The sequence below is a fragment of the Methanoregula sp. genome (genome assembly GCF_003170075.1).
Lineage (GTDB): Archaea > Halobacteriota > Methanomicrobia > Methanomicrobiales > Methanospirillaceae > Methanoregula.
In genome coordinates this window covers 938-14815 of the sequence record NZ_PMZU01000031.1, presented here as the reverse complement: position 1 = coordinate 14815, position 13878 = coordinate 938, and the positions used below count along the sequence as shown (strand labels likewise).

At 56.2% G+C, this 13878-nt stretch carries 10 protein-coding genes and 1 tRNA gene; 7 read left to right on the top strand and 4 right to left on the bottom strand.

Annotated features, from left to right (window positions below; translation table 11 throughout):
• Nucleotides 1-138 precede the first annotated feature (138 nt).
• The gene (glyS, locus tag QZN75_RS03515; RefSeq protein WP_292424792.1) at nucleotides 139-1836 is read left to right on the top strand and encodes a glycine--tRNA ligase; all 1698 of its coding nucleotides are present in this window, start codon (nucleotides 139-141) and stop codon (nucleotides 1834-1836) included.
• Between the two features lie 298 nt (nucleotides 1837-2134).
• Entirely contained in the window at nucleotides 2135-4372 is a 2238-nt protein-coding gene (locus QZN75_RS03510) for a DEAD/DEAH box helicase (protein ID WP_292424789.1), read from the top strand.
• Here the strand turns inward: QZN75_RS03510 and QZN75_RS03505 are convergent.
• On the bottom strand, nucleotides 4363-4779 hold the full coding sequence (locus tag QZN75_RS03505; protein ID WP_292424784.1) for an Sjogren's syndrome/scleroderma autoantigen 1 family protein: 417 nt from the start codon (nucleotides 4777-4779) through the stop codon (nucleotides 4363-4365). The two genes, QZN75_RS03510 and QZN75_RS03505, sit on opposite strands and share 10 nt — an antisense overlap.
• Before the next feature lie 79 nt (nucleotides 4780-4858).
• Between QZN75_RS03505 and QZN75_RS03500 the strand changes: the two genes are divergently transcribed.
• The gene (locus QZN75_RS03500; protein WP_292424781.1) at nucleotides 4859-5122 is read left to right on the top strand and encodes a UPF0147 family protein; all 264 of its coding nucleotides are present in this window, start codon (nucleotides 4859-4861) and stop codon (nucleotides 5120-5122) included.
• A gap of 261 nt (nucleotides 5123-5383) precedes the next feature.
• On the opposite strand, the gene QZN75_RS03495 is transcribed toward QZN75_RS03500, so the two are convergent.
• Nucleotides 5384-6349, bottom strand: coding sequence for a DHH family phosphoesterase (locus QZN75_RS03495; protein ID WP_292424778.1), 966 nt, complete (start codon nucleotides 6347-6349; stop codon nucleotides 5384-5386).
• 106 nt (nucleotides 6350-6455) lie between these two features.
• Here QZN75_RS03495 and QZN75_RS03490 point away from each other — a divergent pair.
• Both QZN75_RS03490 and QZN75_RS03485 read left to right on the top strand, forming a co-directional pair.
• Nucleotides 6456-6529 (top strand) — tRNA-Phe (locus QZN75_RS03490).
• Between the two features lie 217 nt (nucleotides 6530-6746).
• The gene (locus tag QZN75_RS03485) at nucleotides 6747-8744 is read left to right on the top strand and encodes a monovalent cation:proton antiporter family protein (RefSeq protein ID WP_292424775.1); all 1998 of its coding nucleotides are present in this window, start codon (nucleotides 6747-6749) and stop codon (nucleotides 8742-8744) included.
• A gap of 173 nt (nucleotides 8745-8917) precedes the next feature.
• Here the strand turns inward: QZN75_RS03485 and QZN75_RS03480 are convergent, their stop codons facing one another.
• On the bottom strand, nucleotides 8918-10702 hold the full coding sequence (locus QZN75_RS03480; protein ID WP_292424772.1) for a PAS domain-containing sensor histidine kinase: 1785 nt from the start codon (nucleotides 10700-10702) through the stop codon (nucleotides 8918-8920).
• Nucleotides 10703-10844: 142 nt separating this feature from the next.
• Between QZN75_RS03480 and QZN75_RS03475 the strand changes: the two genes are divergently transcribed.
• Both QZN75_RS03475 and QZN75_RS03470 read left to right on the top strand, forming a co-directional pair.
• Entirely contained in the window at nucleotides 10845-11525 is a 681-nt protein-coding gene (locus QZN75_RS03475; RefSeq protein WP_292424769.1) for a 2,5-diamino-6-(ribosylamino)-4(3H)-pyrimidinone 5'-phosphate reductase, read from the top strand.
• A 429-nt stretch (nucleotides 11526-11954) separates the two neighbouring features.
• Nucleotides 11955-13139, top strand: coding sequence for an SLC13 family permease (locus QZN75_RS03470; protein WP_292424767.1), 1185 nt, complete (start codon nucleotides 11955-11957; stop codon nucleotides 13137-13139).
• A 209-nt stretch (nucleotides 13140-13348) separates the two neighbouring features.
• Here QZN75_RS03470 and QZN75_RS03465 read toward each other — a convergent pair.
• Nucleotides 13349-13878 (bottom strand): dihydroorotate dehydrogenase electron transfer subunit (locus QZN75_RS03465; protein ID WP_292424764.1); only part of this gene is annotated, 530 nt, incomplete at its 5' end.

Genomic DNA, 13878 nt, shown 5'->3' with positions numbered 1-13878 from the left:
AGATGAAAAGAAGGCCGGTTTTGGCGTCAGAAAACAAGAGATATAATATCTGTCCGGAATAATTGGTACTGAGAAGCAAAAATTAAAAGAAAGTGATAGATAGTGATACAACCTTGCCAAGATGTTTTTGAGAATGTGATGGATTTGGCCAAGCGCCGCGGGTTTATCTGGCCCACATCGGAGTGTTACGGCGCTGTGGCCGGTTTTATCGATTACGGTCCGCTCGGCGCGATGATGAAGCGGCGGATCGAGAATATCTGGCGGCAATTTTACGTTGTCCAGGAAGGTTATTACGAGATCGAATGCCCGACGATCGCACAGGAAGCAGTCTTTATCGCGTCCGGGCACGTGAAAGGATTCTCCGACAAGATGTGCCAGTGCCCGCACTGTAAGGAATACCTGCGTGCCGACCACGTGGCCGACGGCGGCGGGGTATGTGGTGCCGCGACGATGAATAACGAGACCCTGGCAGCCGCGATTGCCACCTGCAAGTGCCCTGCCTGTGGGGAAGTGCTCGGGAACGTCGAGGTCTACAACTTTAACCTGATGTTTTCGACAATGATCGGCCCCGGTTCACAGCGGGTCGGCTACCTGCGCCCCGAGACCGCACAGGGGATGTTTGTAGATTTTGCCCGGCTGCTCCGTTTCTACCGGGACAAGCTGCCTTTTGGCGCGGTGCAGATCGGCAAGTCCTACCGGAACGAGATCTCCCCCCGTCAGGGCATGATCCGGCTCCGCGAGTTCACGCAGGCGGAAGCCGAGATCTTTGTCCACCCGAACGAGAAGAACCATCACCCGTCCTTCAAACGGTACGCGAACTACCGGATGCCACTTTTAACCTACGTCCACCAGCAGAAGTGCGAACCTGCGGTCGAGATGTCGATGCGGGAGGCTGTGGATAAGGGCATCATCGCCAACGAATATGTCGCGTACTACGTCGCTCTCACCCACGAACTGCTGGTTACGGTCGGGATCCGGCCGGACCGGCTCCGGTTCCGCCAGCACCTTCCCGATGAACGGGCGCACTACGCGACCGACTGCTGGGATGCAGAGGTGTACTCGGAGCGCTTCGGCTGGGTTGAGACCGTCGGGATTGCCGACCGGACGAATTACGACCTCAATGCCCACGCAAAGCAGAGCGGCACTTCGATGACGGTCTTCATCCAGTACGATACGCCAAAGAAAGTAGAACGCCGGCGGATTATCCCGAACATGGGAGTACTCGGCAAGCAGTACCGAAAGAAAGCAAAGGCGATCTTTGCCGCCCTTGAAACCGCGACACCCACTGCCGAGGGTGCCGATGTCAACGTAGACGGTGAAACGATCCACATCCCTGCAGACCTTTTCGAAGTCCGGGATGAGGTTATTGATGTCCGGGGCGAAGAGGTCGTGCCCCACGTGATCGAACCCTCGTACGGGATCGACCGTATGTGCTACGCGGTACTCGAACAGGCCTACGACGAGGACACCGCTGACGGCGAGAAACGCACGGTGCTCCGGCTCTCTCCTCAGGTCGCTCCCGTGCAGGTTGCCGTCTTCCCGCTCATGAACCGCGACGGGCTTGACACGCTTTCAGAGGAGATCACAATAACGCTCCAGAAGCGTGGCATCCTCGCGGAGTACGACGACTCCGGTGCCATCGGCCGGAGGTACCGCCGGCAGGACGAGATCGGTACGCCGTTTGCGATCACGGTCGATTACGAATCAAAGGAGACGCACACGGTCACCATCAGGGACCGGGACAGCATGAAGCAGGTGCGGATCGCAATCGACAAAATACCAGAGATGTTAAGTGCACTGATTAAGGGCGACGTAAAGTTTGCGGAACTGGGATAAGATCTCCTTTTTCGAATTACCATCAATATCATTTAGTTGTTTTTTGCTTTCTGAAAATACGATGATCTGCCGCCGACCAAAAAGGGCGCCCCGCGGCGGCTTCAATTACCTGCACCTCTCCTAAAAAAACGTTCGTCCCCCCAAAAAGGTAATCTGCCCCGCCGTGCCGCGGAGCGGCCCTGAGGCTCACGAGCCCTCGCTCGTATCTGACTTCAAGGAAGCCGATATTCCCAAAGGAGAGCACCTTCTCCTTTCTGCATCCTATATTACCCCAGCCCGCCAAATATTTCACCATTACATGACCTGCATCAGCCATCCTCTCATCCGGCCCGACAGTATTGAGTCGCGTGAGTACCAGCTCGCGATCGCGATGAAGGCGCTGGATGCAAATACGATGGTGATCCTCCCGACAGGACTCGGGAAAACCGTTGTAGCCCTGATCGTTGCCGCTTCCCGGCTCTACAACGAGAAGGGACGGGTACTGATGCTTGCTCCCACAAAGCCGCTTGTTGAGCAGCATCTCCGCTTTTTTGAAAAATTTTTAATTGTTAAGAGCCCGGCCGGTTCTGACATATCCCCGTTTGCGATGTTCACCGGGGAAGCCCCGCCGGCGGAACGTACCGCTGACTGGGAGCGGGCTCAGGTGATCTTTGCGACGCCGCAGGTGATCAAAAACGATCTCATCGCGGGACGCTACACCTTAAAGGACGTGACCCTGATGATTGTTGACGAGTGTCACCGGGCGGTGGGCAACTACGCGTATGTGTTCCTGGCCCGGCGGTATCACGACACTGCCGACAAGCCCCTGATCCTGGCAATGACCGCATCGCCCGGAAGTGCCGAGGTGAAGATACAGGACATCTGCTCAAACCTCGGCATCATCCAGATCGAAAACCGGACCGAGAATGACCCGGATGTCAGTCCCTATGTCCACGAGCGCGATATCGAGATACGCCCGATCGATCTCCCCGGGGAATTAAAATTCGCCATCCATGCGATTCATACGCTGATCGACGACCGGCTCGCGCTCCTTGCCTCGCTTGGCTTTGCCGTCCCCAAAAGGGAACACCTCTCGATGAAGGAGCTTAACGGTCTCAATGGCCAGATCCAGCAGAGGATCCAGAACCGAGACCCGGCGGCATACTCGGCAGCCTCGGTCTACGCGGAGTGCATGAAACTCAGGCATGCCGTGACCCTTGCAGAATCACAGGGAAGTGAAGTGTTCAAGGGTTACATCGCAAAACTGGTCGCCGAAGGGATGAATGCGGGGGGGAGCAAAGCAAGCCAGCGGCTGGGCAAAGATCCGGTCTTTCGCGGGCTCTTTAACCAGACGCTTGGCTGGACAGCGGAATTACACCCCAAACCCGCGATTGTCCTCGATCTTGTGCGGGAACAACTCGAACTCCACCCCGACAGCCGGATCATCATCTTTGCCACGTTCAGGGATACCGTGCAGCTCCTCGTGGACTATCTTTCCAAAAACGGGATCGCCTGCGAGCGGTTCGTGGGCCAGGCAACAAAAGATGCGGAACAAGGGCTCTCGCAGAAGAAACAGATCGCCGCCCTCACCCGGTTCCGGGAAGGGGAATTCAAGGTGCTTGTCGCGACCTCAGTCGGGGAAGAGGGCCTTGACGTCCCCTCGACCGACATGGTGATCTTCTACGAGGCCGTGCCATCCGAGATCCGGTCCATCCAGCGCAAAGGGCGCACCGGGCGATCTGCCGCAGGAAGGGTCGTCGTGCTCGTAACGAAAGGCACATCCGATGAGGTGTACCGGTTCGTGAGCCAGTCAAAGGAACGCCGGATGCAAAAGAGCATGCACCAGATGAGCGGCCATCCGGTCCCGCCCCCAAAGCCTGTTGCAGTCGAACAGGCACTCATCGAAGAGTTCACCCCGCAGGGGCCGGCGATCCGTGTTGATGACCGCGAGACCTCATCAAAGGTAGTTGAAGTATTATCCGAACTGGGGGCGGCAATCCGGCTCGAACGCCTGCCGCAGGGTGATTACGCAATCGGAGACCGTATCCTCGTCGAGCGCAAGACTGCCCGGGACTTTGTTGACACCCTCATCAACCGCGACCTGCTCGGGCAGGCAAAGGCGCTTGCCGATGCCGTGCCCCGGCCCATCCTCGTGGTTGAAGGCGGCGACATCTACACCCAGAGGGACATGAACCCGAACGCGCTTCGCGGGGTGCTTGCCGCGCTCACTGTCGATATGGGAATCTCGATCCTTTTTACCAGGGACGAGCAGGACACCGCCCAGATGCTCTTCGTGATTGCAAAACGTGAGGAGGGTGAACGGGGCGAAAGGAAGGTCCATCCCCACAAATCGTTTAAGTCTGCAAAAGAGGAGCAGGAATATATCGTCTCCGCGTTTCCAGATATCGGCCTGAAAAACGCCAGGCTCCTCCTCGCACAGTTCGGGTCGGTGCAGGCAATCGTAAACGCAGATCTGGTAGAACTGGTCGCGGTCAAAGGGATCGGGGAGAAAACCGCACAGAAAATTTATGAGATGTGCCGCCGGCCTTACAGCTGACGCAGGTTCACCAGCGCTTCTGTCCCGATCTTCACGGCATCCATGAACGCGAGACAGCGGTCGGGATCGTCATCGTTTTTTATGCGCTTGCAGAGCACGAGCATCGTCCCGGACAGTTCACGGGAAAGCATCTCCGCCTCGGGAGAAAGGGGATGTGAGGGTGCAGGGATTTTTTGGGGTGCACATACTTCCTGTGCAGATGAAACCCCGGCTGAGGATACAGCGGTCGGGGAAACAGGCTGTGCCGGTGCCGCGGTGGCCGGCTTTTTTTCAGCGCAGACCACGCAAAATGTCTTTTTCTTATATTCAAAGAGCGGGCACCCGCAGGAAGGGCAGGTTTTTTCAAGCATCTTCCCTCCTTTGAGGAGATACTCGGCCATGATCTCGTCGTCTTTTCTCTCGGCCATACCATCACCGTCTGTCGCAATATCCAAACTATATATGCGAGTTCTACGTATTAACTACAGGTATACGGTAGGTGATACCATGCCGAATCCAGAAAAAACAATCGAAAACTGTATCCTGATGTTGCAGCACATACAGGAAGACAGCACAATCCCCAGAAATATCCGGCGCGTTGCTGATGAGACCCGGTTGCTGCTTTCCAATAACACCAAGGCCATGGGCCTGCGCGCTGCGGAAGCTATCTCAAAAATCGATGAAATCTCAAACGATCCCAACATGCCCATCCATGCACGGACACGTATCTGGGAACTGGTCTCCCAGCTTGAAACGATCCCGCTGGACTAGACCGCTGGCGCTATTTTCATCAGTCTTTTATACTTTTTTTGTCCGGCTCGAATCTTCTCGTGTATCAGAGAGCCGGGCATTCCCGGGCACTCCGGGGACAGGCATGCAATCCGGCAAACCTCCATCTGCCCCTTTGCAAGAGGAGAATTACCCGGGTCTTTCCGGGAAATGATTTCCCGGTAAAACACGTCCCGTGAAAAACTACCGGTACCGGGGAGAAAAGATTCTAATGAATGATATTCTCTTTAAAGGATGACCCGATCAAACCGACTCGGCGATCTTCACCAGTTCGTCAAAGTGCCGGCTCTTCTTAAAAAGCCACCAGGTAAAACGCTCGATCACGGTAAAGGAGAAACTCCCCCCCGCTGCGTTCGGGTGTCCGCCGCCGCCGAACTCCCGGGCAATCAGGTGGCTGATCGGGGGCACCGACCGGATCGAGAACTTTCCATCTTTCCCGATGATCACCTCGATATCAGTGTTCTTTTTGCCCCGGATGAAATGCGCCGTCTCGCTCGGGTACCCGTAAAGCGGGGCAAACGCGATCCGGTATTTTTTTCCAAGGAATGTGGTGTGCCGCAGGCTCCGCTCCATCATGGCATCCATCTCGGCCTTGATCTCCGCATACTCTGCCTCGATCAGCGCGTCAGAAAAAATTCCCGCAATAAGGCAGTCGCGGACGTGCTCCCGGTTTTTCTTTCTCTGGAGTACCAGCCCGAGGACTGCCGAGCGGGGATCGGCATGCTTCCAGAGATCGTAATCGCAGACGACCCGGGCAACCTCCACTGCCATCGGGTTCTCCGGTGCAAGATCCCGTGCGACAATCCCGGTTGCGCAGACATCCGTATCGATATGGAGGAGGGAGACCTCTTTTTTTATTCCTGCAGCCTCCTCCTCACGCCAGCGGTGATGATCCCGCCACTCAATCACCCAGCCGTTTGACCGTGCCCTGCCCACAACCGCTCCCATGTCTCCCTGGCAGCCAAGGTCAGATATCGAGAGCAGGTTGCCTTTCCCGGGGCAGGAGGCAATAAGGGCAAAGAGGCGGGCAAACTTTCCCACAGAACTCCAGACCGTAAACACGCCATCCTTCCCGAACTTCATCCGGTGGATCGCATCGGCCCCGACGGCATCGAGATCGTTATGCGTCAGGTGGACGACATGGGCCGTGCGTGAGGCGACCGCACGGCTAAGACCGGCGTCATCCTCAAAAGGAGGCGACTGTGGCATCTGGTTAATACTGGCATGGCGGGGCATAAATAAGAGCGGTCAGAGGTCAACACCACGTTACCAAGCATATCATTTATAACTCCCAACTGCCAACAATTGTACTCCTGCCCTAGTAGCTCAGACTGGGAGAGCGCCAGACTGAAGATCTGGCTGTCCCCGGTTCAAATCCGGGCTGGGGCACTAAATCTTATTCCGGCCCCCTTTTTTCTGACGTTTACGTATGAACCGTGATCACTGCGTGGTGAGCTTCTCCTGCCAGGGGGTGTGAGCATACGACTCTGCCTGGATACTTAAACACGGGCGAAAAGCCCGGGCGTTGTCATAGTATCCCGCGGAACCTATAATTATTCTCACGTCGTTAACAGTATACCGTATTTACCTGTCGGGGGTGCTTTTCATGGACATCGTGCTTGCCGTCGTTTGTGTCCTCGTTCTGTCCATTATCCTGTTGTACCTCGGCCAGCGATTCAAGCTGCCCAGTATTGTAAGTTACCTTGTCATCGGGATGCTGGTCGGGCCTTTCGGCTTTGCGCTGATTACCGACCAGACCCTCATCGACACGATCGGCCAGATTGGTATCATCCTCCTGCTTTTTACTATCGGTCTTGAATTTTCGTTCCAGACCTTGCTCCGTTCGTGGCGTGCGGTCATTATCGGGGGTCTCGTCCAGGTCTGCACGACGATTGTGGCAATTACCCTGATCACCCTCTATTTCCAGATGCCCTTTAATGAGGCCCTGATCTTCGGCTTTATTGTCTCCCTCTCAAGTACGGCCATCGTCATGAAGATCCTTCAGGAGAGAGGCGAGGTCGATACGATTCAGGGCAGGACACTTCTCGGGATCCTGATCTTCCAGGACCTGGCCATCATTCCGATGATGCTCGTACTGCCGCTTCTTGCCGGAATGGATACCGGTCTGGACCTGTCAGCAGTGCCCTACCAGATAACGAAAATTGCCCTGATCATCCTTGCGATAATCGTTCTTGGGTACTGGGTCATCCCACGGCTGCTCTTCCGGGTGGCAAAGGAGCGGAGCCGCGAGCTCTTCCTCTTTACAATAGCAGGTATCTGCGTCGTTATTGCCTGGCTTACAAGTGAGGCCGGGCTGTCGTTTACGCTGGGCGCGTTCATCGGCGGCCTGATCATCGGGGAGTCCGATTATAATATCGATGCACTGGGCCACATCATCCCGTTCCGCGATGTCTTTGCGGCCATCTTCTTCCTCTCGATCGGGATGCTCTTAAACACCGCAACGGTTTTTGGTAACTTTGGCTATGTCGCCCTGATCATCCTGATTATCTTCTGTGTCAAGGTCCTGACCGGTGCCTTCTCGGCAGCGGTGCTCGGGATGCAGACACGGGTCTGTGTCTTCTGTGGCCTTGCACTCGCCCAGATCGGGGAATTCTCATTCGTGCTTGCCAAAAGCGGCCTCGACGCCGGGGTCATACAGACGCCGGTCTACCAGATATTCCTTACCGGGGCGATCGTCACGATGGCATTTACCCCATTTGCCATGAACGCTTCCCCTAAGGTTGTCGATATGCTCTACCAGATTTTCCCGAAGAGGATATCAAGGGTAAATACTGGTGCGCCGGATGAAATCGCTCCCGAAGAAGCGCTCTCGAACCACATTATCATTGCAGGATACGGGCTCACCGGAAAAAGCGTGGCCCGGGCGGCAACACTCGCAGGTATTCCTTATATGGTCATCGAACTCAATCCCGAGATCATACGGGAGGAGCGATCTCAGTACCGGCCCAACTTCATCTTCGGGGATGCTGTGCAGGAGGAAGTGCTCGAACATGCAGGTATCCGGCAGGCACGGACGCTCGTTGTGGCAGTCTCCGAGGAGGCGGCGGTCCCCCGAATCATCCATACGGCCCGGCAGCTCTCCCCCGAGGTGCATATCCTCGCACGGACACGGCACATCAGGAACGCACAATACCTTCTCGATCTCGGCGCAGACGAGGTCATTTCAGAGGAGTTTGAATCAGCTCTCGAAATTTTCACCCGCGCCTTACAACACTACCAGATCCCGGAAGAGGAGGTCGTACGGATCATCGAACGGTCAAAGCGCCTGGGTAATGCCCTGTTTACCCGGTGTACCGACCCGAACCAGCACCAGAAGATACAGAATTTTGAGACGCTCTTTAAGGAGACGCATGTCCACACGGTTCAGGTTGAAACCGGGTCTGCGGCAGAAGGAAAGACCATCGCCGACCTGAGCCTGAAAGACAGGTTCGGCATCCGTGAATTCGGGTTCCGCAGGGGAACGATGCGCTTTACCCAGCCCGACCCGGCCCTGCGCCTCAAAGCAGGGGATACGCTGGTCTTCTTTATCACCGATGAGAAGGCGGGAAAAATCATCCCGCTTTTCTCTGCAGGGAATAAATAACACTTGGCACGGGTGAGGGCCGTTATGACACGGGAAACGGCATTCGTTTTTTTGGTTCCTGCAAAAACGGACATGTGCGCCACGGAAGGCACCGACCCGGAACCGCCGGGGAAAAATACCGGGGTAACGGCCCGGCGAGAGGCGTTTTTTCATCCCTGCAACAAACCCCCTCCTTATTTTAAAACGTTCTTGGGGAGATGCAGGGTAAAGGTGCTCCCGGCACCCGGTGTACTCTCAAACGTGATATCCCCGCCATGAATTTCCATGATCTTTTTTGCTATGGCAAGCGAGAGCCCGATCCGGTCAAACTTCCGTGAAAGGTTCGTCGCATCGGCAAGCTGGAACGGTTCGAAAATCGAACTCTGTGCATGGGCGGGAATCCCGATCCCATTATCGCTAACAGAGATATGGTGGAACGGATCGGTGTCATATGAGTGGTAAGTGATAATAATTGTACGCCGCGGGCTGGAATATCGTACAGCATTGGAGAGGATGGAATCCACAACGACAAAAATCCGGTTCATATCCGCCACAACGCTGATTTCCGCGGAAATATTCACCGTAATATCCGCCTGCACGGAGTACCCGTTGGAATCGATAACGGTCTGTATAAGTTCTGCCATGAAAAAACTGGTGCAGGAGATCTGGAGTTTCCCGGAGTCAAGAACCGAAAGATCGATCATCCTATTGATGATCTGGCGTTCGCGGTCTGCACTCGCGCGGCAGCGTTCCAGGATCTTTTGAGTTCCTTCGGTCAGCCCGGCATCTTTTGGGTCCTCGATAAGGAGATTGAGGTATCCTAAAATGGGCTGGAGGGGTGTCCGAAGTTCGTGGGCAACGGTCATCATGATCCCCCGGCGCCGTTCGTTATCGCGCTCGATCTTCTCCTTAAGCAACTCTTTTTCCGTAGTATCGATCACGTTGATGAGCACGGCCGGTTTCCCAAAGTGCAAGATGGGAATAATGGTGAGCTCGGCAGTGCGGAGCTCTCCCGATGCGGGCCGGAACCCGAATCCACGTACGGTTAAGGTCGCGGTGTGCTCTTCCCACGCTTTTACCCGATCATGGCAGGAGGCCCGGTCGTGTTCTTCGGCAAACGTGCAGAAGTTTTTGCCTGAAAGCCCGACTGTCGGGATACCCAGAAACCGGCTGAACGTGGGATTGGAGTACCGGATCACGCCGTTCTGGATAATCAGGATACCAACCGGTGAGTTCTCGGTGAGCTGCCGGTATTTTACCATATAATTGTTGTCCGTTTTTTCGGCAAGTTTGCGGGCGTTGATATTAACCGCCGTGCAACTGATGGTTTCGGGGTCCAACCGGCTCCACGACAGGTTTACCCAGCAGACGACACCACCCTTTGTTTTGAAGCGGATCTCGAAATCCGCGATCTCCGTGTTCAGGTTCATCAGTACCCGGAACCGCTCCACGTCTGCCGCGGAGATGAGAATTTCCGGGAACTTCATGGCCAGCAGTTCCTGTTCGGTAAAACTAAGCATATTGGCAAATTTCCGGTTGCAGCGCAGTATGGTTTCATTCTGCCGGTCGAAGATGACGATCCCGATCTGGGAATATTCAAAGACCGTGCGGTATTGCGTCTCCTCTTTACGCATATTCTCGATCAAAAATGCGATGATACCGGCAATACCCACAAAGAGCACGGCCTGAACGGTAATGGCAGCAAGCCCCACAGGGTCAGGATACCGGAACACGTATCCGGTGACTTCGTACGCACATGCACAGATGGCCGCAACAATGATCCCGCGCCGGGGGAACGCATAGACCGCATAGATGATAGGGATAAAGAAGAGCTGGGTGGTGAGGATATCTATATCGAGGGTAAACGCGAGGATGGTAGTCAGGGTACAGAGCGCGACCAGCAGCGCGATCGCACCGCCGCGCAACAGGTTTTCCTGTTCAAACGTGAATCCCTGGTGCTGCGGAGATGTACCAGCCATTGACATCCAGATTTTTTCCTTTTGTGTTATATATTCGTTCCTCATTCGAATCAGAAGGCAATCTGCGGCCCTGTGTTCTTTCCCGGCATGCTGATTTTCCAGGGAGGGGTATAAAAATCACAAAAACAAGATCACTATTCGTATGCGCCCCTCGGTTGTTGTCAACGTGGCGATGAGTGCTGACGGGAAACTGTCGACCCGCGAACGCCGGCAGGTAAAGATTTCCGGTGCAGAGGATTTTGCCCGCGTCGACCGGCTCAAGGCCGACTGCGACGCGGTGATGGTCGGGATCGGGACGGTGCTTGCAGATGACCCCTCGCTCACGGTAAAAAACCCGGACCTGAAGAGCCGGCGGCAGCAGGAGGGAAAACCGGAGCACCCGGCACGGGTCGTCATCGACAGTCAGGCCCGTATCTCCCCCGATGCCTCGGCGCTCAACAAGGGCGACGGGCTGCGGGTAGTGGCAGTCTCGGGGCGTGCGGACCCGGCGCGGGTTGACGTGCTCCGGAAAAAAGCGACGGTCATCGTCGCCGGCGAGGAAGAGGTCGACCTCGCCCGGGTGCTCGACGAACTGGGCGCGATGGGGATCCGGCGCCTCATGGTGGAGGGCGGCGGGACGCTGATCGCCGGCCTCGTCCGGGCCCGGCTCGTCGACGAGGTCTATACCTATATCGGAAGCATAGTTATCGGCGGGAAGGATGCACCGACGCTTGCAGACGGCCCGGGCTGGATAAAGGAAGCAGAATTTGCCCGGCTCACTCTCGTGGACGTTGTCCGGATGGATGATGGGATCCTCCTCCACTGGATGGTAAAACCGCAATAATCCCCTAGGCGGGAGCACATTTTTTTATTTTTTGTTCTGGAGAATTTATCGAGCTCGTGAATTAACGCTCTTGGGGGCTGCGGCATTTTATGCCTCCGCCTCAGCCGCTGTGACATCCCCCCATTGCGATGATGCGGTATTACCTGTACACAGATCTGCTCCCGTACAGGTAATACCGTGAGCATCGCTATTAGCGCCTCGTCCCCCTCGGGGGACAAAGCGGCGCAAGAGGGGGGGCTGCGTATTATTAATGAGGTTTTCTACAATTCCGGTTTTAAAAAAAAACCGGAGAATCCTTTTTTGCCCGTTTGATGTGGCCCCGTTAAGATCCGGTGCCAAGGCTCATCTGCCTGTATCAGGAAATAATTCACTACGTATATCGCGATCATTGTCCTTGCCGCCGTCTTTTGCCTCATCGCGGTACGGCAGGTGGGAAGGTTCACGTGGAGGATCTGGCAGGTCATGCTCGGGGGGGCGGTTGCCGTCCTCCTCTTCGGCCAGATTGCACCGGCCGCAGCTCTCGCCGCGATAAACATCGACGTGATGGTCTTTTTGTTCGGCATGTTTGTCGTGGGGGAGGCGCTCTCCCGGAGCGGGTACCTCGACTGGCTTTCATCCCGGTTCTTCCGGCACGCCCGGACCCCGGGGCAGCTCCTCGCACTCGTGATCTTCGGCTTCGGGGTGCTCTCGGCGCTTTTGATGAACGACACGCTCGCGATCATCGGGACGCCGCTCGTGCTCGGCCTTGCCGCACAATCGAGGCTCCCGAAAAAACTGCTGCTCTTTGCCCTCGCGTTTGCGATCACGACCGGCAGCGTCGCAAGCCCGATCGGGAACCCCCAGAACCTGCTCGTCGCGGTCAACAGCGGCATGACCGCACCGTTTGTCACGTTTGCCTTCTGGCTTCTCCTCCCGACCATCGCGAGCCTCACCGCCGCGTGGCTGGTGCTCCGCCTCTATTACCGTAAGGACTTTGCCCCGTCCGCACCCGCAGTCTGCGAGCCCTCGCCCGCTGCCGTCCCCAGCCCGGTGCTCACACGGATCGTCAAGTGCTCGCTTGCGATCCTCATCGGCCTTGCCCTCGCGAACATTGCCGCGTCGCTTGTCACCGGCGCAATCGTCATCCCCCTGCCGCTGATCGGCCTTGCCGCTGCTCTCCCGATCATTATATTCTCGGGCGAGAGGATCGCGGTGCTCAAAGCGATCGACTGGTGCACGCTCGTCTTCTTTGCCGCGATGTTTGTCCTGATGGCAAGCGTCTGGCAGACCGGTTACTTCCAGTCGCTCGTCAGCGGCACGATGCTCTCGTCCGTCCCACTGCTCCTTGGCACGAGCATCATCGTCAGCCAGTTCATCTCCAATGTGCCCTTTGTTGCCTTGTTTCTCCCTATGATTATGCAGACGGGCGGGACAACCGGGCAGATGATGGCACTTGCTGCCGGCAGCACGATAGCGGGCAACCTCACCATCCTTGGAGCGGCAAGCAACGTGATTATTATCCAGAATGCGGAAAAACAGGGCCAGACACTTACCTTTTTTGAATTTGCCCGGGTTGGTATCCCGCTGACGATCGTGCAAGTGATGGTGTACTGGGTATTTTTAGGATTTATTTAAAAAAGCCTTTTCGCGGCACTGTAGAACACCTCTTTCATAACACGCAGCCCCCCACGGGGGACGGGGCTCAAGGGTGATGATGCCGGAATAGGAAATACTACACTATCGCAACCGGGGGGTGCCACAGCGGCGGGGGCGAAGGCAAGGATTGCCGTAGCCCCCAAGAGCGTTATGGCAATTTAATTTGAGGATTTCTCCAGAGCCAAAATTCAGATTTTTTTCCTGCGGCCACTCGCATCCCGCGTGTAATTTCCAAACTCGCTGTTTTTCACCACTTCGCCGTTAAAGACCGGGCCGTCGCGGCAGACGCGGAGACCGGACGGGTCGATGCAGCAGGAACCGCAGACCCCGACACCGCATTTCATGTACCGGTGGAGGGAGAACTCGGTCTTGTGGGCAATGCCTTTTTCCTCCACCTTTGCAAGCACAGCCCGCATCATCACCTCCGGCCCGCAGACCGCGATCCGGTCGTATGCACCCAGGTTCAGGTCATCCATGAGCTGGGTGACAAAACCTTTCAGACCAAGCGACCCGTCGTCCGTTGCAATCAGCACATCGGTGCAGTCGTCCAGCAGGTCAACAAAAAGGAGCTCGCTCTCGTTCCGGGCACCAAGAAGGAGGGTCATGACGCAGTCGGCTCTTGCAAGCGGGAGGAGCGGAGCTGCTCCCACGCCGCCTGCAATGGCGAGGACTTTCTCGGCCTTTGAAAACCCGTTGCCGAACGGGCCGCGTATCCCGA